Below are 19,149 nucleotides of genomic sequence, written 5' to 3'. Positions count from 1 at the left end.
TCCCCGCTCAAAACCGCTTTGGCTCATGAGATGTAGTGAGTCAGCGATCGCCCGAGAGCCTCAAAATGACTTTTCATAACAAATAGTTTTTCAATTTAAAACAGCTTTTGGTCTATGCTATTTACCTAGATTTTTAAGAAGAGAATCACTGAGAAATACAAGGCCTTAATTTTAGTCTTTTATTTTTGCATGAGTGACCCCGAACAGCTCCAGTCACCAGCTACAGGGAAAAGTCAATTCTTTATTTTTGTTGATGCTGTCTTGCCGATCGCAAATGCGAACTTTATTTTAAGGGGCAGCTTTAAAAGCTTAGAGGGTAAACAATGCCTTTAACAAAGCGGTGCGTTGCAGAGTTTATAGGAACGTTCTGGTTAGTTTTGGGTGGGTGTGGCAGTGCCGTGCTGGCAGCTGCCTTCCCCTACTCAGCACAACCGGATCAGAATGCCAACTTCTTCGGATTGGGATTTCTCGGTGTCTCGATCGCTTTTGGGTTGACACTTCTGACGATGGCATATGCGATTGGTCACATTTCCGGGTGTCACATCAACCCAGCAGTTTCCTTTGGCCTTTGGGCAGGTAAGCGATTCCGGGGCTCAGAGTTATTGCCCTACATCGTGGCCCAGGTGCTGGGGGCTATTGCCGCTGGAGGTGTCATTTATTTGATCGCAAGCGGTCGTCCTGGCTTTGCGCTCAGCGGCAGCAATCCCTTAGCTACCAATGGTTTCGGAGCCCATTCGCCGGGAGGCTATAACCTGCTTGCGGCCTTAATCACGGAAGTGGTGATGACGTTTATATTCCTTTTGGTGATTTTGGGGTCTACCGATCGCCGCGCCCCAAAAGGCTTTGCACCAATTCCTATCGGCTGGAGCCTGACATTGATTCACCTGATTAGTATTCCTGTTACCAATACTTCTGTGAATCCGGCTCGAAGCACAGGCGTTGCACTCTTTGCTGGATCAACAGAAATTATCAGTCAACTCTGGTTGTTCTGGTTGGCACCAATTATTGGCGCGATCGCAGCAGGCTATTTTTACCTTGCTGTGTTTGAGCCTTCGAGTCGCGAATCAGCAGAATAACAAGGGTCGTGAAAGAGGATACTGTGCGATGGGAAGTTGTCTGTGAACTCATGTCTCATCGTACGGATCCTGCTTTGGTAATAGAGACGCTTAGTGAAGCAAAGGCATTGGTAAGAGATCACAAGTCTGCAAGACTCATTCATCAATAGAGACGGACTAGAGCCTCACCCATGATCTTGCTAGAGTAAGATGCTGATCGGTTGGCTTAACTGTTCAATTGAGGCAGTTCACAACTCTGCTCCTGCTTTTATTCATGACGATTCATTCACCTTGCCAGAGAAATACCCGCGATCGCCTCTAGGAATTAACATTCCTCACAGTTGCAAACTGAAACTGCAGCTTCTTGTGGGAGGAGGCTAATGGAGGGCTCTAACCAGCAGCCTTCGACACTCGTGGTCACGGGCGGTATTTTGCAGCTGCTGGGGCAGTTGGCCGCGTTATCGGCAGCTAGCCTTACTGATCCTGTAGACGTTGTGTTGACCGGAGCCTACTCACCTGATCGTCGCCAATGGGTCGAACAGCATCTGCAAGCCTGGTTGGCTTGGCGCGATCGCGGCGATCGCTGGCTCACGGCAGAGGCTGCTGCTGAGTTGCAGTACGGTAGGGTGCTGATCAATGTTGAGTGGCAGGCTAAACAGCGGCAGTTTCTCAGTCAGGGAAGTGAGACTTGGATTTGCGGCGACAGCTTAGGGTTTTACTACCGGCAGCGTGATGAAGTGGTCGCTGTTCTACAGTCCTTGGCAGAAATTGCTCTGCGGTCGCGATCGAGTCGGCAACGCCGCTACGCCCTCAGTCATCAACCCCGTTGGTACAACCATCCGCCCCATCGTTGGCATCGGGTAGCGCCCCAAGACTATCGGCAGCTCTGGCAGGACTATCAACAGTTCTGTTGGCAGTCCACAAGTTTTGCCGAGGCGTGGCAGACCGTTATCCAAAGGCTACCAACTGATCTCGATCCGATTATGTTGCTTTTACCCAACCTCCTGCCCCAGCTGCGGCATCCCGAGGACTTTTGGGCACTTTTAACCGATTGGTGTCGCCCTCTACTGATGACACCACGGCCTGTCCTCCTCAAAGTGCATCCTCGTTTCAAGGCCTTGGATCTGACGACTTGGCTGGCACAGCAAGGGTGGAGCGATCGCTTGCTGCTATTGCCAGAGTCGTTGGGTGGTTATCCAGCCGAGCTTCTGATTGCAGCGCTGCGGCAGTGTGGCTGGCAACCCACGATTTATTCTTTGTCGACGGCCAACTTCAACAGTCGTCTGCTACTGGATTGGCCCTGCCGAAGTTTTTCCCTACGATCGCTACAACCTTATCGCGGCAGTTGGCATCGCTGGTTCCACCTTCGACTACACTGGGCACGCATTCAAGCGGCGGAGCGATCGCTCCTGTCGCTCCGTTAATCACGAGGAAGGAGCATGCTGCGATCGCTGTTACGAGGCCTTTATCGCCGCTGGTCTTGGCATCAACCGGCTTGGAGGGCTCGGTTCTATCGCTGGCTCTACCCTCAAATTCAGGCCATTCGCATTGGCCGCCATCTGCAGATCAGTGGTGAAGACCGAATTTGGATTGGGCCAGGCTGCATTATTCACGACGATGTAGAACTGGTGGCGAAAGCAGGAGCCCGCATCAAAATTGGTCCAGGTTGCACCCTCTATCCCCGCACAAAGTTATTGGCCTATTCCGGTGATCTTGTGCTGGAAGGAGATGTTTCAGTGAACTCCTTTGCGATCGTGTTTGCCAACAGTGGCACGACGATTGGACGCCTGACGCGTATTGCTTCCCATGCAGTGATCAATCCGACAGAACATCGCTACGATGACCCCTCGCGCCCGATTGATGATCAACCTATTTCTAATCAACCCGTTCAAATTGGATCGGACTGCTGGATTTGTACTGCCGCCGTGATTCGGGGCGGTACCCAACTCGGGGCCGGCAGTATTGTCGGTGCTCAAGCGCTAACCCACGGTTCTTATCCAACTGGTTCTGTCCTCGTTGGATCGCCTGCAAGACTGCTCCGACGGCGAGCTATCCAAGAAGATCCCAGCGCGATCGCAGATCACCTTTGATCCCGACTGCCTGCTGCACCTTGCACCTGCGAATTCAACATTTCCTCTCCGTTCCTGTTGCTAATGGGTTCTCGCTGGCACTGTTTTGCACTCCCTAAGTTGGAGTATTATCCTGCGCCGAGCGAGCTTGGGTTTCCATTCGGTGCTCCATCTCCATTTCCCGAGCCAGGAAAAAATTAAGAAAGGTTCGGATCAGAGCTACCACGCCAAGCTGAATGAGGTTAACAGTGTTAGGTGTGGTGGTGGTTGCCACAATATCGGCACCCAGCTGAAACTCGAGAGCTAACGAGAGCCAGGCCCCAAACCCTAAGCGAATTTTGGTGAAGGGCAAGTCGCTACTGTGCCTGAGTTGTCGTCGCATCATACTCGTGCGGCGCAGGGTTGCTAGTAACCCAACCAAAACACAGAGAACCGAGAGGGTTTCTAAGCTGAGGCGAGTCCCTTCGGCTAGGATACGGAGGCCTTTTTCGAAGACTTCTAGCTCGACCATGATTCAGGCTTCTCCCGCTACTCACTTCGCAGCATGGAAGTGATGTTTCTGCTTGGCTGGTCTACGGTTGAGGGCTGAGATCAGCCTGAAGACTCGCAGTCAGCAGCCTACCGCTTCATTTGCAGCAATTGCTCAACAAAGGATCTGCATAAAGCACTAGGCCCGGCCTTAATCTCAACGGACTGCAGCAATCCATGCCTCCCAAGTGTCCCAGCTGATCACTCCTAAGACTGGGAAACGAGGCCTAAGGATCCGTGTTTTTACTGTCCTTTAATCAGGCTGGAGATACAGCTTAGGGAAGCCCGCGTCGCAAAATCCTGCTGTAGCTTTTGATTTTTTTCCAAGCTGATCAAATAAGCATTCCCTTTGGATCGCAGCTCATTGAGCATGCACTGACAGATGGGCCGAGCGAACTGGGAGGGAGCCCCCCGAGTTTTAGCCGTTTCTTGGCAGACCTGTAGGAAGTTGGCCTGTTTTGCTGCTGGGATCTCGTCTTTGGCGTGAACAGGTGTAGCGAATCCAAGGGCGATCGCAACAATGGGCAGCAGTTTCATCGAGTTTCCTAGACGCAAAAGGCCGGACAAGCACCGACCGGACTAACAATCCTAAGCTGGCCGCATGTCCACCGAGAACATCAGACGCTTAAGTCTCTTTTTGGTTTCTGAATTTAGGCGGCGATCGCCAATTCTGACAAGGTGCTTTGCAGGGGGCTGAGCCAAGTGATCAGATTTTCCACCTGCTGCTCAGCACTCTGAAGCCCTAACCCGCGCACAGTAACGCGCCCTGAGGCATAGACAAAACGGCTCTGAAGATTGCTAGCAATTTTTTCGTGCAGGCGTTTCCACGCTGGGGCTTCCATCGGCGTTTCTAGAATGACGTGCTGCTTGGACTCAGTGCGAATGCGGGCAAAGCCCAGTGATTTTGCCACTTGCTTGAGTTCCATTACCCGCAGCAATTGCTGAGCCGCTTTGGGCAACGGGCCATAGCGATCGCTCCAGTCCGCTGCGATTTGCAGCAGATCAGCGGGGGTACGCGCCGAGGCTACAGCCCGATAGGCGCTCATCTTGGCATCGAGGTCGGGAATGTAGTCAGCAGGGATGAAGGCCGTGAGATTGAGGTCGATCTGGGTGTCATCAACCTGGGGAATATCTTGACCGCGAATTTCCTGCAGCGATTCCTGCAGCATTTCCATGTAGAGGTCGAAGCCGATCGCCTCCATCTGACCGGATTGCTCGACTCCCAGCAGGTTGCCAACGCCACGAATCTCTAAGTCCCGCATGGCGAGCTGATAGCCCGATCCCAGCTGTGTGAACTCCTGAATAGCCCGCAAGCGTTGTCGTGCCTGATCGGAGAGCACCGTTTCACCGGGATAGAACAGCCAAGCGTGGGCTTGAATTCCAGCCCGACCGACGCGACCGCGCAACTGGTAGAGCTGCGAAAGGCCAAAGCGCTGGGCGTCTTCGATCAAAATCGTGTTGACGCGGGGAATATCCAAGCCAGACTCGATGATCGTGGTGCAGATCATCGCGTCGGCTTCGCCGTTATTGAAGGCCAGCATCGTTGCCTCCAATTCGCCTTCTGGCATCTGACCATGGGCAACGGCAAGGCGCAAGCTGGGCAACATTTCCTGCAAGCGAGTCGCGATCGCCTCAATTCCTTCGACACGAGGGACGACATAGAAGACTTGTCCACCGCGATCGATCTCCTGGGAAATTGCCGTCCGCACCGCCTCCAAGTCGTAGGGCATTAGGTGGGTTTTAATCGGGCGACGGGAAGGGGGCGGGGTAGTGATCAGGCTCATTTCCCGCACACCTGAGAGCGCCATGTAGAGCGTGCGCGGAATCGGTGTGGCACTCAGGGTCAGAACATCGACCTGGGTTTTGAGGGCTTTGATTTTTTCCTTCTGGTTAACGCCAAAGCGCTGCTCTTCATCGACGACTAGCAGGCCAAGATCGCGAAACTGCGTGTTTTTGCCCAGGAGCTGGTGGGTGCCAACCACGACATCAAGTTCACCAGTCGCGAGGCGCTGCAAAATCTGCTGCCGTTCACTCGCCGTTCGGAAGCGGTTGAGCAAGCCAATTTGAATTGGATAGGGCGCGAAGCGTTCCTTGAGGGTGTGGTAGTGCTGCTGGGTCAGGATCGTTGTCGGAGCAAGTAAAGCCACCTGCTTTCCGGCGGTCACTGCCTTAAAGATGGCGCGAACCGCGACTTCCGTTTTGCCAAAACCCACGTCCCCGCAGACTAAGCGATCCATCGGTTGCGGACTTTCCATATCGCGCTTGACTGCTTCTACCGCCTTGAGCTGATCCGCTGTCGGCTGGTAGGGGAAGGAATCTTCCAGCTCTTGCTGCCAAGGCTGATCCGGTGGGTAGGCATGACCCTCCTGCTGCGATCGCTGGGCGTAGAGCTTGAGCAAATCGACCGCGACTTTCCGAACGGCTTTGCGGGCTTTGGCTTTGGTCTTCTCCCAAGCCTTACTGGTCATGCTGCTCAGTTCAGGGCGCTCACCGCCCATACCGCGATAGCGGCTGAGGCTGCCAAGTTGATCGGCGGCAACTCGCAGCAGACCATCGGCATATTGCAGCACCAGATACTCGCGCATTTCGCCGCCAAGACTGAGGCTTTCCAGCTTGGTAAAGCGACCGATGCCATGGTTTCGGTGGACGACGTAGTCGCCGGGCTTGAGGCGATCGAGGTCAACTTGCTTAGAGGCTGCCCGTCGCCGTTTGCGGACGTAGGTCGGTGAGGCGAGGACGTGCTGACCAAAGCATTCGCGATCGGTGATCAAGGTCAGCCGGAAAGTGGGCAGGCTGAAGCCTTCTAGCTCCGCCAGACTGGAATGCTTGAGTGCGATCGGGAAACGTTTTTCACTAAGGCGATCGATCGCCGGATAGTCGCGGGGGTTGGGGATAAACTGCGCCGGGCAGTCGTGTTCTTGTAGCAGTGCCACCATCCGCGAGGGCTGAGCAGAGACCAACCAAATGCTGTGGCGATCGCGCTCAGTGCGGATGAAGTCCGCCAGCTTGCCGAACTGATGCGGCAGAACAGGAAGCGATCGCGCCGCCAGATCGAGCACGGGCAACTCACTCTCGCCGCCGGTTTGCAGCTGTGACAGCTCGATCCGCTGAAAGCAGCTGATTTCCTCCCAAGCGGCTTGAAAATCGCGATGAATGGCTGGCCAAACTTGCTCCTGTTCCTGCCAGTGATCTTGAACATGCTCCAGCCAGCGATCGCTATGGGCGCGACACTGCAGCGGCTCATCGATCGCAATCACCGTGCCCGCCGGTAGATAGTCCAGCAGGGAAGCAGGCTGTTTGAAGGCCACCCCTAAAAAGCGGCGCATCCCTTCCGGTGGTTGCCCTTCTTGCCAGGCTTCCTGTTCGGCCTCGGTCAGCCAGTCATCCAGCGATCGCCCCTCTAAAGCAGCTGCAATCACCGGCGCATAGCTGGTTGGGGTCAGTCGTAGGATTTCGATCTCATCCAGCGATCGCTGGGTTGCCGGATCGAATTCCCGCAAGCGCTCCAATTCATCGCCAAACAACTCCAGTCGAACCGGTAACTCCGCTGAAACTGGAAACAAGTCGATGATGTCGCCACGACGACTCCACTGGCCTTCTGCTTCAACGGTCTGTACCCGCTCGTAACCAAACTGGGCAAGGCGATCGCCCAATTCCCCAAGATTGATCTCCTGACCCCGCTGCAGCGTTTGGCAAAAGGGACGCAGCACTTCCACGGGCGGCAGATGGGGTTGCAGCGATCGCTCGGTTGCCACGATCGCCACAGGCTGACTCTGTTCCAGCAGATCGGCCAGCACCTGCAACTGCCCCCAAACCATCTCGGACTCGGGGTCAAAGGCTTCGTAGGGTGAGGATTCCGAGGTGGGGTAAAAGTGCAGCGTCGGCCAGCCCATGCCTTCCAGTTGCGCGGCCCAGCGACCGGCTTCTTCGAGGGTGGCGCAAATCACCAGCAGCGATCGCGATTGGGCTTGGACAAGGGCTGAGGTCACCAACCCCTGCGCTAAGCGACCGGCTCCAATCAGACGCAGGCCCGATTGCTTCTCTAACTTCGTCAGCAGATCTTGGCTGAGGGGCGATCGCGCCAAGGTGCGAATCAGTGCTGAAAAAGTCATGGATAGATGACCGGTGCGTCAGAGATAAAGTCAAGGAAGAATTTGTCGATCCATTGTGCCGTTTGGGCGATCGCGCCGCCTCAAACCGCAGGAGCGCTACTGCCCGCCAGGTTGCGGAAACGGGTGAACTGCGGCTCAAACAGGAGCTTGACGGTGCCGACCGGCCCATTCCGATGCTTGGCAACAATAATTTCGGTAATGCCGCGATCGGGAGTGTCAGGATTGTAGTATTCATCCCGATAGATCATCATCACTAAATCAGCATCTTGCTCAATCGAACCGCTTTCCCGCAAATCCGACATCATCGGTCGCTTATTGGTTCGTGATTCCACACCACGACTGAGCTGCGAAAGCGCAATTACCGGAACGTTTAACTCCCGTGCCAAACCTTTCAGCGATCGCGTAATCTTAGAAATTTCTTGAACCCGGTTATCGCTGGAACTACCTTCCATAAGCTGCAGATAGTCAATCAGAATTAGCCCGAGTTGCCCTCCTTGTTCAGACATCAATCGTCGAGCCTTCGATCGCATCTCCGAAACAGTCAATCCGGGCGTATCGTCAATAAAAACGGGAAGTTGGGAAAGTTGCATAATCCCTTTGCCAAGCATTTCCCACTCATGATCGCCAATCCGGCCCGATCGCAAGCGGCTACTCTCGATGCCAATTTCCATCGACAGCAGGCGATAGATCAATTGCTCCTTCGACATCTCCAAACTGAAGACACAAACCGGCAGCTTATGAGCAACGGTAATATTGCGAGCAATGTTGAGGACAATACTGGTTTTTCCCATGGCCGGTCGTCCCGCCACAATAATCAAATCCGATCGCTGGAAGCCCTGAGTCATGGCATCCAGATCGTAGTAATTACAAGAGATGCCCGAGAGCGCCGTTCCCATGGAACGACTCTCGATTTCTGCAAAGGTACTCGTCAGGATTTCGGAGGCCGGTAGCAAGCCCATAGTCGGGCGTTCTTGGGTAATGCCAAAGACCTTTTGCTCCGCCTGATCAAGAACGGCTTCCAGCGGCTTGGTCGTGTCGTAGCCCAGTTGAATGACGGAATTACCGGCTTGAATCAGTTGCCGCCGCAGAAACTTGTCGATTACTAACTGAGCGTATTGCTCGACGTTAGCCGTCGTCACCACGCGATCGACCAGCTTTGCCAGTCGAGATTGACCGCCGACCTTGTCGAGCTGACCCGCATCTTGCAGGCAGGTCGTCAGACTGGTCAGATCCGTTGGCTGACCTTGGCTATGCAGCCGGACTGCCGCCCGATAAATATCGCGGTGGTTGGAGTTGTAGAAGGCTTCCGGTGAGAGTACATCGGCAATCCGCCCGATCGCCTCGGGATCGAGCAGGATGCTACCCAGAATTGCTTCCTCAGCTTCGACATTTTGGGGCGGCTCATGGCGATCGGGAAGGATATCAAAGCGGAGTTCCTGAACCATGACTGCCTCAGCAGACGAGCGTACCGATCGTGACACACTCCCGCCGCTCGCAAAATGGGCGACGGGTGGGTTGATCCATTTTGCTGGAGGCACGACAGGTTTGAGTTGGTCGCAGCCTCCGTGCCACGGTCTGAAGCCCCTCCGCTTGCCACGAACCGGCGACGTCTCTGCGTAGTTGAACTATCCAGCTAGAAGGGCTAAGGGCTGGCCATACCAAGCTGTCAGGGACTGATTTGAGAGCTAGCGCCAGCCTGCCCGATCCATGATTTTCACAGCTTCAGCGTTATTTGCTCCATAGATATCGACATTGACGGGCGCTGCTTCAAAGGTGCCGAAGCTTTGGACAACTGCATCTTCAGCGGTATTGGCCTTGGCTGGATATTCGTAGGTGCCTTGGGTAAAGTAGCGCTGACCTTCAGGGCTCGCTAAGAATTCCAGAAATGCAATTGCATTGTCTTTGTGCGGAGCATTGGTTGCAACCCCAGCACCGCTGACATTGATATGGGTCGGTTGTGGGAAGAAGACACCGACTTTAGCAGCGATTTCGCGATCGCCAGCCTCTTTCGATTCCATGAGACGTGCCAAGTAGTAGTGGTTCACAACGGCCACATCGCACACGCCTTCGGCAACCGCTTTGATTTGGGCGGTGTCGTTCCCTTGGGGAGGACGGGCAAAATTCGCCGTGATTCCCTTGATCCACTCTTCCGTTTTGGCTTCGCCATCAGTCGCGATCGCAGCAGCTACAAGAGACTGGTTATAGATGTTGTCTGAACTGCGCATACACAGCTTCCCTTTCCACTCAGGGTTGGCGAGGGCTTGATAGGTGGAGAGCTGACTGGGTTGCACCTTGGACTTGTTGTAGATAATGACGCGGGCACGGCGGGCAAAGCCAAACCAACGCCCATCCGGATCGCGCAGATCGGCAGGGAGTTCCGTGGTGAGCACTGTCGATTGCACAGGTTGGAATAGCCCTTTGGATTCTGCCTGCCACAGACGTCCCGCATCAACTGTAATCAGGACATCAGCAGGACTGTTGGCTCCTTCGCTTTGGATGCGTTCAATCAGCTCGGCATCCTTGCCTTCAATGACGTTGACCTGTATGCCCGTTTTGTCGGTAAAGGCTTTGTAGAGCTGGTCGTCTTGGTTGTAGTGCCGTGACGAGTAGACATTGACGACTTTATTGTCACTACTGCCGCAGGCTGCTAAACCCGCACTGAGGAACAGGGCTGCAAAACCAGTTGACCAGAGACGTAGGCGAGACAATGACTTGCTTCCTTATTGCAACTATTTCTAAATAAGAGAGTACGGTCTTTATCCCTATTTCGGCAAGGTAGTGCTCATTGCTGAGGACACTAGCGGTCTCAATAAGTCCTGCTTACTGCAACTTAATTGCAGGCAAATTGCAGGACTCCTCATCCCTTGCCAAGACGTGGCATCAGGCTGCTCGAGGCTGTTTGCTGGAGCTTGCTAGCCGCGACAGACAGCTTCTGCTGCGTGCAGCCAAAGAAAAAACGCTGCCCTGAGCAATCAAGACAGCGGTCGGTTTGGCCCTGACGGGATGGTTTATGTCAGCTGCGGTACAAAGCGTTCTTTTTCAGGAACTTGACAGTACTCAGCCACGATCTGGCGGAACTCATCGCCATCGATCGTTTCCTTCTCGATCAGTAGATCAACCAAGCGATCGATCACAACGCGGTTGTTGCGGATGATCTGCAGCGTTTCTTCGTAACACTGGGCAACGATGTTATGCACTTGAGCATCAATGCGAGTTGCAATCCGCTCTGAGTATTCCGATCGCGTCATCAGGTCACGACCCAAGAACACTTCTTGACTTTGACCTTCCAGCGACAGCGGCCCCAGATCCGACATGCCGAAGCGAGTCACCATCTGACGCGCCATGCCCGTCACCTGTTGCAAGTCATTGCCTGCACCCGTGGTCACTTCGTCATGGCCGAAGATCACGTCTTCTGCAGCACGGCCACCCAGTGCACCTTTGATCCGAGCCAGGATTTGCGCCCGCGAGGTCAAGCCTTGCTCTTCATCCGGGGCAAACCAAGTCAGGCCTTGGGCTTGGCCACGGGGAATCAGCGTCACTTTTTGAACTGGGTCGTGGTCTTTGACCAAGGTGCCGACGATCGCGTGACCAACCTCGTGGTAAGCAATCAAGCGCTTGCTCTTGCCATCGACCAGCGGTGTGCCTTCCATACCGGCCACAACGCGATCGACTGCGTCGTCGATTTCCGTGAGCGTGATCGCATCTTTGCGACGACGAGCCGTCAGGATAGCCGCTTCGTTCAGCAGGTTTGCCAAGTCTGCCCCAGCGAAACCAGGCGTACGGCGGGCAATTACATCCAAGGAGACATCTTCAGCCAGCTTCTTGTTGCGGGCATGAACCTTGAGGATTTCTAGACGGCCTTTGATGTCCGGCGCATCGACGATGATCTGGCGATCGAAACGGCCAGGGCGGGTCAGCGCTGCATCCAAGACATCGGGGCGGTTGGTGGCCGCGATGATGATGATGCCGGTGTTGCCCTCAAAGCCGTCCATTTCGGTCAGCAACTGGTTGAGGGTTTGCTCCCGCTCATCGTTGCCACCACCAATGCCAGCGCCACGCTGACGACCGACGGCGTCAATCTCGTCGATGAAGACGATGCAAGGTGCGTTTTCTTTGGCTTTCTTGAACAGGTCGCGGACGCGGCTGGCACCAACACCCACAAACATTTCAACGAATTCAGAACCGGAGATGCTGAAGAAGGGAACACCTGCTTCACCGGCGATCGCTTTCGCCAGCAGGGTTTTACCAGTACCCGGAGGGCCAACCAGCAAGACACCTTTAGGAATTCGGGCACCAACAGCCGTGAAGCGCTCAGAATTTTTCAGGAAGGTAACCACTTCTTGCAGCTCTTCCTTCGCTTCTTCGATGCCAGCGACATCGTCAAACAAGACACCGGTTTTGGCGTCCATTTGGAAGCGGGCTTTCGATTTGCCGAACTGCATCGCTTGACCCGGGCCGCCCGGAACGTTGCCGGAGCGACGGAACAGGAAGAACAGACCGACGATCAGCAGGATTGGGAAAATCAGGTTGCTCAGCAAGCCCCAAATCGCGCCATCGTTGCGCGGTGGGTGCACGTCGAAGTTAATGTTGCTGTCGCGCAGGCGCGTGATCAAATCAGGGGACGTGCCGGGCAAATCGACGCGGAGGCGTTGCAACCGGTTATCTAAATCAGGATCCACAGCTTCAACGATCGCTGTCCGGCCACCTTCATAGAAATCGACGGCAGTAACTCGGCCTGCATCGAGGTACTCCAAGAACCGGCCGTAGGTCATGCGGGTACTAGCCGCATTAATGGTGCTGTTGGTCTGTAGGTTGGTGCCAAAGCCCCCCTGCCATACGAAAAAGCCGATGACCAGGATCGGCAGGGTCCACAGTGCCAAGGTGCGCCAGTTCCATTTCATGGGCGTCGATCCTTAAAGAGTCCGATAGGGCCGGAGAATTCTGAGAAAATCTCTTAACCAAATTTAACGTATTGTTGCAAAGTCTGCGTTGACAACCTCTCCAGCGGTTTCAGCATATCGCTCAGATTTTGCTTTGGCAGGGGAAAACAGCCATGGCTGCTGTGCTGGCGTCTGACAGTCGCCCTGTTCAGCCGAGGACTGCCAAGCCCGAAAATGATGCGGTTCTAGCCAAGGCTTGGCTCGCTTTTCACGACGAGCGATCGCCAGAGACGCTTTCCGGAATGGCACTCTACATCCTCTCGGATGCCGACCTTATAATCAGTGGATCATCCAATCGCTCTGTAAGCCGCTGACAGAGGAGTTAATCGCGTGAGCCCCGAAACCGTCTTGGCGGCAACTGATGCCGCGATCGCATCGCCATCCTTCAGCACTGACGCCTTCGATGCTTGCGTCATGCAGACCTACGGGCGTTTTCCGATCGCCTTGGAACGGGGTGAAGGCTGCCGTGTTTGGGATACAGAGGGGCGCAGCTATCTAGACTTTGTGGCTGGGATTGCCACCTGTACCTTGGGCCATGCCCACCCAGATCTGATCGACGCGATCAGTGATCAGATTCGCAAGCTTCATCACGTCTCTAATCTCTATTACATTCCTGAGCAAGGCCAACTGGCGGCTTGGCTAACGGCTAACTCATGCGCCGATCGCGTCTTCTTCTGTAATTCCGGCGCGGAAGCCAACGAAGCAGCGATCAAGCTGGCGCGCAAGTACGGCAATACGGTGCTGGGGGTCGAAAATCCGATTATTTTGACGGCTCAGGCCAGCTTCCACGGTCGGACACTCGCGGCAGTGACTGCGACGGGTCAGCCGAAATACCACAAAGGCTTCCAGCCGTTGGTGCAAGGCTTCCGCTACGTGCCCTACAACGATTTAGCAGCGCTGGAAGCGACCTTGGCAGAGCTGGATGCAGCAGGCGAAACGCCCGCAGCCATTTTGCTGGAACCGCTGCAAGGTGAAGGCGGGGTGAATCCCGGCGATCGCGCCTACTTCCAGGCGGTGCGCCAGCTTTGCGATCAGCGGCGGATGCTGCTGATTCTGGATGAAGTCCAAGTCGGCATGGGGCGATCGGGCAAGCTCTGGGGTTACGAAAACCTCGGCATTGAACCTGATGCTTTCACGGTTGCTAAAGGCTTGGGTGGCGGCATCCCGATCGGTGCCCTGCTCGTAAAAGAATCTTGCAACATCCTGCAGGCGGGCGAACATGCCAGCACCTTTGGCGGCAATCCGCTGGCTTGTCGAGCTGGGCTGGCGATCGCACAAGTAATGGATCGCGATCAACTGCTGGCGAATGTGCAGGCACGGGGCGAACAGCTCCGGTCTGGATTGCAAGAACTCGTCGATCGCTATCCGAATTTGTTGGCTGGCGTGCGCGGCTGGGGTCTGATCAATGGCTTGGTGCTGCGCAATGATCCAACCGTGACGCCGATCGCATTAGTCAAAGCTGCGATCGAGCAAGGTCTGCTGTTGGTCCCTGCCGGTGCAGAAGTAGTGCGTTTTGTACCGCCGCTGATCGTCAGCGCAGCTGAAATTGACGAAGCGCTGGCGATGACCGAACGGGCTTTGTTGGCGATCGCTGGCGCATGAGTCTCGCGGAACTCGATCGCCTGCTGGGTTCATTTGCTCAGCGGGGTGTTGATCTTGGGCTCGATCGCAGTCTGAACGTGCTGGAGCGGCTGGGGAATCCGCAGAATCAGGTACCGATCGTCCATATCGCTGGCACCAATGGCAAAGGTTCGACCTGCGCTTTTGTTGATGCAGCCTTGCGGGCGAATGGCTATCGAGTCGGGCGCTACACCTCGCCGCACTTGATCAGTTGGTGCGAACGCCTGCAACTCAATGGGCAGCCAGTCAGTAGCGATCGCCTGCTGCAAGCCGTCCAGACCGTATTGACTGCCGCCGATGGCATCGATCTGACACCATTTGAGCTGCTAACAGCTGCCGTCTGGCTGGTGCTCGCTGACAGCGATCTCGAGATCGCTGTCATTGAAGTCGGGCTCGGTGGCCGCCTCGATGCCACGAATGTTGTTGCACAACCTCTCGTCACGGCGATCACCAGCATTGGTCACGACCATCAAGCGGTTTTGGGATCGACGTTGGGTGCGATCGCAGCCGAAAAAGCAGGGATTTTGAAGGCAAATTGTCCGGTTGTTTTGGGCGTCCTGCCATCGGAAGCGGAAACCGTGATCCGTGCTCAAGCCGATCGCCTACAAGCACCCATCACTGCGATCGAACCGGCAACTGTCATCGAATCGGGACTGTGGCAGAGTCAAGGGCTAACCTACCAGTCGGGGCTGATTGGCGACGTGCAGCGCATCAATTCTGCGATCGGGATCGCCATTTTGCGGCAACTTCAGCAACAGGGCTGGATTTTGCAAGATGAAGCGATCGCTCAAGGCTTAGCGAATACGAGCTGGCCCGGTCGCCTGCAATGGCTGGACTATCAAGGCCGAAAACTGCTGATCGATGGAGCGCACAACCTAGAGGCTGCGATCGCATTGCGTCAGGCCGTTGATCAGCTTTTCCCTGATCAGTCTGTGACTTGGTTGCTGGGAATGCTGCGAGCGAAAGATGCGCAAGCGGTTCTAGCAACACTCATTCGGTCGGGCGATCGCTGTATTGCCATTCCTGTGCCAGAACATGATTGCTGGGCCCCCCAAGAACTGCAAACTTGGGCAGAAGGTCTTGGAGCAATTACAGCAACCGCTGCTGATTGGGCCGAGGGACTCGCGATCGCGCAATCCTATCCGCAAGCGATCGTCTTTTGCGGATCCCTCTATTTACTCGGTGATTTTCTCCAAAACTTGCAAGCGACAGGCTATTAATGAGCAGTTTGAGCAAGTAGCTCTTCAGGAGTCAATAGATCTTTTAGTCCGGATCACTCGATCCAAACGGCACACATAAGAGCCTTATTTTTGCAGCTTAGACATCTGACTAGAAAGGCGATCGCCCGATGGTGACTGAGATGATAGACGATAATTCAGTTCAAGCAGAATACGCGCGCTTAGCGCCAACGTATGATCATCGGTGGGCATTTTATATTGGTGCAACAATTCAGGCGACACTTCAGCGACTAGATCTGAGCTCTAATGCAACTGTTCTCGACCTTGGCTGTGGAACTGGTGTCCTACTCCAACAACTCATCAATCAGTATCCAACAGTAACGCTGATTGGCCTCGACACCTCAGCAGCCATGTTGGAGGCTGCTCGTAAAAAACTACCTCCGTCTGTTGAGTTACAGCTGAGTTCAGTTGAGCAATTGCCATTTCCAGCTCATCAGTTTGACTGTATTATCTCCACGAGCGCTTTTCACTATTTCCGTAATCCCTCGCAAGCGATCCGAGAGATGGCTAGAGTCTTAAAACTCAACGGTCGATTACTTTTAACAGACTGGTGCCGTGATTATTGGACGATGGCTGGCTTGGATCTTTGGCTAAAACTAACTGATCGTGCTCACTTCAAAACCTATTCAATTCGTGAACTCAAGGATCTGCTTGATCGTGAAGGATTTCAATCTCTATCCATTGAACAGTATCGAATTAATTGGTTTTGGGGGTTGATGACAGTCCAAGCAGTCAAAGTCGCTGAGAATAATCGCGAGTAACAATTGCTATCTCACTTAGTTCTACCAGCCCTCAGAATCGAGCAAGATGAAAAAAGTTGCAATCTTTGGAAATGCAGGTGGTGGCAAGTCAACTCTAAGTCGCCAATTAGCTGAAATCACAGGATTACCACTCTATACCCTCGACAAAATTAAATATCGACCGGGAGGGGTGGCAGTCTCATTAGAAGAATATCAGCAAGCTCACCAACAGATCCTCGAAGCAGACCAATGGATTATTGATGGGTTTGGTTCGCTCGACACTCTTTGGCCTCGCTTAGATCAGGCAGATACACTCATCTACGTTGATCTGCCGATCGCCCTGCACTTCTGGTGGGTCACCAAACGCTGGATTACTGGCTACTTTTACCCACCGATGGGCTGGCCAGAAGGAAGTCCTCTCTTCAAAAGTTCCATGAGTAGTTATCAAGTCCTCTGGCTTTGCCATCGCCGCTTGACCCCTAAATATCGGGACTATATTCAAGCTGCTCGTGAAACAAGAACGGTCTATCACCTTAGTTCTGCAAAGCAAGTCAACCAGTGTGTGAGGGCGATCGCACAGGAATATAAGACTCAGAAATTGTGATACTTTTGCTCCTGCTGATCAGAAATTTCTTGTTGCTTAACCTGGAAAATTAATCAATTTCTTTGCCAAGATACGGCTCTTGAAAATCAGTTCAATGGCTGAGGCTTTCAGCTCAAAAGGTAAACTAGAAGCGGGGAAAGGAGGCGAGGCAGTTGCGGCTAGGGCTTCGGTCCTAAGCTGAGGAAAGTCCGGGCTCCCGAAAGACCAGACTTGCTGGGTAACGCCCAGTGCGGGTGACCGTGAGGATAGTGCCACAGAAACATACCGCCGATGGCCTGCATGCAGGCACAGGTAAGGGTGCAAGGGTGCGGTAAGAGCGCACCAGCAACATCGAGAGGTGTTGGCTCGGTAAACCCCGGTTGGGAGCAAGGTGGAGGAACAACGGTTGGTCTTTTACCGGTTCCGTCTTTGGACCGCTAGAGGTGACTAGTAATAGTCATCCCAGAGAGATAACTGCCCTCTGTCTCTGGCAGAGAACAGAACCCGGCTTACGTCCTGCTTTTCCCTTTCTTTGTCTGGATCGGTTATGACTGCTTCCTCTGCTCAGCCAGCGATCGCGCTAGAACCTCAGCGCCTTAAGCAACTGCAGCGACTGCTGGCGAAGTTGCCGCTGGCGATCACACCCGATTTGGATTGGCAGCAGATCGATCGCGCCCTGACGCATCCCAGCGCAGCAGAAGACCACTACGATCGCTTGGAGTTTTTGGGCGATGCAGTGCTGCGCCTTGCGGTCGCCGACTTTCTGGATCGTCACTACCCCGATCTCTCGGTTGGGGATTGTTCTGCTCTACGGTCGGAATTAGGGAGCGATCGCACCTTAGCCGCGATCGCCGCTAGCTATGGCTTAGAGCGGGTGCTGCGGGTCGGCAAAACAGCAGTGAATGATCATGCTGGTCAACAGAGTCGCCTCGCCGAAGCTTTTGAAGCCTTACTCGGAGCGCTGTACCTCAGTCAACGTACCCTCGATCCCATCCGTCCTTGGCTGGATCCGCTATTACAGCAACGAGCGACGGCCATGTTGCAGGATCCAACTCGAGGTAATTACAAAGCGGCTCTGCAGGAATGGACCTTGCAACGCTACCAAGAGTTACCGGAATACCGCACCGAGCAGCGCAGTGACGCCTGTGGCGATCCAGAAGCCTTTGCGGCTGAGGTCTGGTTCCGAGGCGAGAAATTGGGCAGTGGGGTTGGGCGATCGATCAAAGCAGCTCAGCAAGCTGCAGCCCAAGTCGCTTGCACGGCTTTAGCCCTGACCAATGCTGAGCGTTGAGCCTCAGCCTCAACCGTCCAGCCCACAACTAGGATGAGGCGATCGCCAGCACAAAAAGAGTGTTTGATTTCTAGCGACTGAATAGGACTAATTCTCATCGTCGAGTTTTTAACAAATCGTTATTTTTGAAGCTCTTTAGCCACTGCAACTCAAGTTAAAGAACTCATAAGAAATGAATGGCTTGGCAGTAAAGAAATTAGAGTGAAATCATCCGGGCTGATCGACCTGATAGGCGATTGCTTGAGCCCGTTACTAGATGAAGCACAGGCAATAGCAATGAAAAAAACTCTAGTCTGGTTTGGCCTTGTGCTAATTGCCAACACGGGGCTAGCACTGCCAGCCTCAGCGCGTCCTGCTGGTTTTGGAAGACCTGATTTTGATCGACCGATTGAACGTCCCGCTGATTTTCCCGATCGCCCCATTGATCAGCAAAACTGGCAACGTGATAATTTCGATCGCCCGGTCATCAATCAGCCGATTAATAACCGACCCATTGACTCGAATAACACGATTATTAACAACCGTCCTGTCAACATTAATAACATCAATACTCGTCCGAACTGGGTTAACCCCAATTGGGGTGGTTCACGACCTTGGGGCGGCTACGGCTGGTATGGCGGCTGGTCTAATCCTCCATGGGGGTGGTGGGGCGCTAATGCTGCTTTATGGGGAATTACATCACTCACGAGTGCAGCTATTATTGGCAACTCTATCAATAATGCGATCAGTAATGATGTGACGTATGTTTCAGTCCCCAATAGTGCCTACAATCTCTACTATGGAACGGTCTTGCCACTGGATAACAGCCAAGTTCAATTTGCCTTTGGCTACCAAGGACAGACCTATCAAGCTCTAGCAGATTGTCAGCAAGGTTGGCTCAATGGTCAGCCGCCCAACACCCCTGCGGATGCTGAGCTGATGAATGCTGCTTGTCAAGTTGCTTTTTCCAACTTTTAAGTTTTAATCCGACGAA

17 protein-coding genes and 1 other RNA gene are annotated in these 19,149 nt (G+C 54.0%); 11 read left to right on the top strand and 7 right to left on the bottom strand.

Going from position 1 to position 19,149, the window contains the following annotated elements; genetic code table 11:
* The first annotated feature begins 323 nt into the window (after positions 1-323).
* The 3 genes from aqpZ to DOP62_RS02075 all read left to right on the top strand — a co-directional run bounded on the left by aqpZ (position 324) and on the right by DOP62_RS02075 (position 3,145).
* A complete protein-coding gene (aqpZ, locus tag DOP62_RS02085) occupies positions 324-1,076 on the top strand; it encodes an aquaporin Z (RefSeq protein ID WP_208672967.1) in 753 nt (250 codons plus the stop codon).
* Positions 1,077-1,435: 359 nt separating this feature from the next.
* Positions 1,436-2,479: a hypothetical protein gene (locus DOP62_RS02080; RefSeq protein ID WP_208672969.1), complete on the top strand. Its 1,044-nt coding sequence runs from the start codon at positions 1,436-1,438 to the stop codon at positions 2,477-2,479.
* Positions 2,480-2,494: 15 nt separating this feature from the next.
* Positions 2,495-3,145, top strand: coding sequence for an acyltransferase (locus DOP62_RS02075; protein ID WP_208672971.1), 651 nt, complete (start codon positions 2,495-2,497; stop codon positions 3,143-3,145).
* 94 nt (positions 3,146-3,239) lie between these two features.
* Here DOP62_RS02075 and DOP62_RS02070 read toward each other — a convergent pair whose 3' ends face one another.
* From DOP62_RS02070 to dnaB, 4 genes are all read right to left on the bottom strand, one after another.
* On the bottom strand, positions 3,240-3,635 hold the full coding sequence (locus DOP62_RS02070) for a DUF1622 domain-containing protein (protein ID WP_208672974.1): 396 nt from the start codon (positions 3,633-3,635) through the stop codon (positions 3,240-3,242).
* Between the two features lie 260 nt (positions 3,636-3,895).
* Positions 3,896-4,189, bottom strand: a complete 294-nt coding sequence (locus tag DOP62_RS02065) for a hypothetical protein (protein WP_208672975.1) — start codon at positions 4,187-4,189, stop codon at positions 3,896-3,898.
* 113 nt (positions 4,190-4,302) lie between these two features.
* Positions 4,303-7,764: a transcription-repair coupling factor gene (gene mfd / locus DOP62_RS02060; RefSeq protein WP_370538847.1), complete on the bottom strand. Its 3,462-nt coding sequence runs from the start codon at positions 7,762-7,764 to the stop codon at positions 4,303-4,305.
* A gap of 80 nt (positions 7,765-7,844) precedes the next feature.
* Positions 7,845-9,209, bottom strand: a complete 1,365-nt coding sequence (gene dnaB / locus DOP62_RS02055) for a replicative DNA helicase (RefSeq protein WP_208672976.1) — start codon at positions 9,207-9,209, stop codon at positions 7,845-7,847.
* Here dnaB and DOP62_RS02050 point away from each other — a divergent pair.
* Positions 9,208-9,384 (top strand): hypothetical protein, encoded by a 177-nt coding sequence (locus DOP62_RS02050; protein ID WP_370538846.1) that lies wholly within the window; start codon positions 9,208-9,210, stop codon positions 9,382-9,384. The genes dnaB and DOP62_RS02050 overlap by 2 nt on opposite strands.
* A gap of 65 nt (positions 9,385-9,449) precedes the next feature.
* On the opposite strand, the gene DOP62_RS02045 is transcribed toward DOP62_RS02050, so the two are convergent.
* The 3 genes from DOP62_RS02045 to DOP62_RS02035 form a co-directional block, all read right to left on the bottom strand.
* A complete protein-coding gene (locus tag DOP62_RS02045) occupies positions 9,450-10,472 on the bottom strand; it encodes a Fe(3+) ABC transporter substrate-binding protein (protein WP_208672977.1) in 1,023 nt (340 codons plus the stop codon).
* Positions 10,473-10,772: 300 nt separating this feature from the next.
* Positions 10,773-12,665, bottom strand: coding sequence for an ATP-dependent zinc metalloprotease FtsH (gene ftsH2 / locus DOP62_RS02040; RefSeq protein ID WP_208672978.1), 1,893 nt, complete (start codon positions 12,663-12,665; stop codon positions 10,773-10,775).
* A 63-nt stretch (positions 12,666-12,728) separates the two neighbouring features.
* The gene (locus DOP62_RS02035) at positions 12,729-12,953 is read right to left on the bottom strand and encodes a hypothetical protein (protein ID WP_208672979.1); all 225 of its coding nucleotides are present in this window, start codon (positions 12,951-12,953) and stop codon (positions 12,729-12,731) included.
* 81 nt (positions 12,954-13,034) lie between these two features.
* Between DOP62_RS02035 and DOP62_RS02030 the strand changes: the two genes are divergently transcribed.
* From DOP62_RS02030 to DOP62_RS02000, 7 genes are all read left to right on the top strand, one after another.
* Complete coding sequence (locus DOP62_RS02030; protein WP_208672980.1) at positions 13,035-14,306, top strand: aspartate aminotransferase family protein; 1,272 nt, start codon at positions 13,035-13,037, stop codon at positions 14,304-14,306.
* A complete protein-coding gene (locus DOP62_RS02025) occupies positions 14,303-15,544 on the top strand; it encodes a bifunctional folylpolyglutamate synthase/dihydrofolate synthase (RefSeq protein ID WP_208672982.1) in 1,242 nt (413 codons plus the stop codon). Before DOP62_RS02030 ends, DOP62_RS02025 begins: the two co-directional genes overlap by 4 nt.
* Before the next feature lie 140 nt (positions 15,545-15,684).
* Entirely contained in the window at positions 15,685-16,323 is a 639-nt protein-coding gene (locus tag DOP62_RS02020; protein WP_222610235.1) for a class I SAM-dependent methyltransferase, read from the top strand.
* A gap of 46 nt (positions 16,324-16,369) precedes the next feature.
* On the top strand, positions 16,370-16,906 hold the full coding sequence (locus DOP62_RS02015; RefSeq protein ID WP_208672986.1) for an adenylate kinase: 537 nt from the start codon (positions 16,370-16,372) through the stop codon (positions 16,904-16,906).
* Between the two features lie 135 nt (positions 16,907-17,041).
* Positions 17,042-17,413, top strand: an RNA gene (rnpB, locus tag DOP62_RS02010) — RNase P RNA component class A.
* Between the two features lie 19 nt (positions 17,414-17,432).
* The gene (gene rnc, locus DOP62_RS02005; protein ID WP_208672987.1) at positions 17,433-18,176 is read left to right on the top strand and encodes a ribonuclease III; all 744 of its coding nucleotides are present in this window, start codon (positions 17,433-17,435) and stop codon (positions 18,174-18,176) included.
* A gap of 276 nt (positions 18,177-18,452) precedes the next feature.
* Positions 18,453-19,133, top strand: coding sequence for a hypothetical protein (locus tag DOP62_RS02000; protein ID WP_208672988.1), 681 nt, complete (start codon positions 18,453-18,455; stop codon positions 19,131-19,133).
* The last annotated feature ends 16 nt before the right edge of the window (positions 19,134-19,149 follow it).

Source organism: Synechococcus elongatus PCC 11801, assembly GCF_003846445.2.
In the GTDB taxonomy this organism is placed as follows: Bacteria; Cyanobacteriota; Cyanobacteriia; order Synechococcales; family Synechococcaceae; genus Synechococcus; species Synechococcus elongatus_A.
This window is presented reverse-complemented; position numbering and strand designations above follow the sequence as displayed.

What these genes read in the sequence shown, in the direction of transcription:
- aqpZ (WP_208672967.1), top strand. Translation starts at nt 324, where the DNA reads ATGCCTTTAACAAAGCGGTGCGTTGCAGAGTTTATAGGAACGTTCTGG.
- DOP62_RS02080 (WP_208672969.1), top strand. Translation starts at nt 1,436, where the DNA reads ATGGAGGGCTCTAACCAGCAGCCTTCGACACTCGTGGTCACGGGCGGT.
- DOP62_RS02075 (WP_208672971.1), top strand. Translation starts at nt 2,495, where the DNA reads ATGCTGCGATCGCTGTTACGAGGCCTTTATCGCCGCTGGTCTTGGCAT.
- DOP62_RS02070 (WP_208672974.1), bottom strand. Translation starts at nt 3,635, where the DNA reads ATGGTCGAGCTAGAAGTCTTCGAAAAAGGCCTCCGTATCCTAGCCGAA.
- DOP62_RS02065 (WP_208672975.1), bottom strand. Translation starts at nt 4,189, where the DNA reads ATGAAACTGCTGCCCATTGTTGCGATCGCCCTTGGATTCGCTACACCT.
- mfd (WP_370538847.1), bottom strand. Translation starts at nt 7,764, where the DNA reads ATGACTTTTTCAGCACTGATTCGCACCTTGGCGCGATCGCCCCTCAGC.
- DOP62_RS02050 (WP_370538846.1), top strand. Translation starts at nt 9,208, where the DNA reads ATGACTGCCTCAGCAGACGAGCGTACCGATCGTGACACACTCCCGCCG.
- dnaB (WP_208672976.1), bottom strand. Translation starts at nt 9,209, where the DNA reads ATGGTTCAGGAACTCCGCTTTGATATCCTTCCCGATCGCCATGAGCCG.
- ftsH2 (WP_208672978.1), bottom strand. Translation starts at nt 12,665, where the DNA reads ATGAAATGGAACTGGCGCACCTTGGCACTGTGGACCCTGCCGATCCTG.
- DOP62_RS02025 (WP_208672982.1), top strand. Translation starts at nt 14,303, where the DNA reads ATGAGTCTCGCGGAACTCGATCGCCTGCTGGGTTCATTTGCTCAGCGG.
- DOP62_RS02020 (WP_222610235.1), top strand. Translation starts at nt 15,685, where the DNA reads ATGATAGACGATAATTCAGTTCAAGCAGAATACGCGCGCTTAGCGCCA.
- DOP62_RS02015 (WP_208672986.1), top strand. Translation starts at nt 16,370, where the DNA reads ATGAAAAAAGTTGCAATCTTTGGAAATGCAGGTGGTGGCAAGTCAACT.
- rnc (WP_208672987.1), top strand. Translation starts at nt 17,433, where the DNA reads ATGACTGCTTCCTCTGCTCAGCCAGCGATCGCGCTAGAACCTCAGCGC.
- DOP62_RS02000 (WP_208672988.1), top strand. Translation starts at nt 18,453, where the DNA reads ATGAAAAAAACTCTAGTCTGGTTTGGCCTTGTGCTAATTGCCAACACG.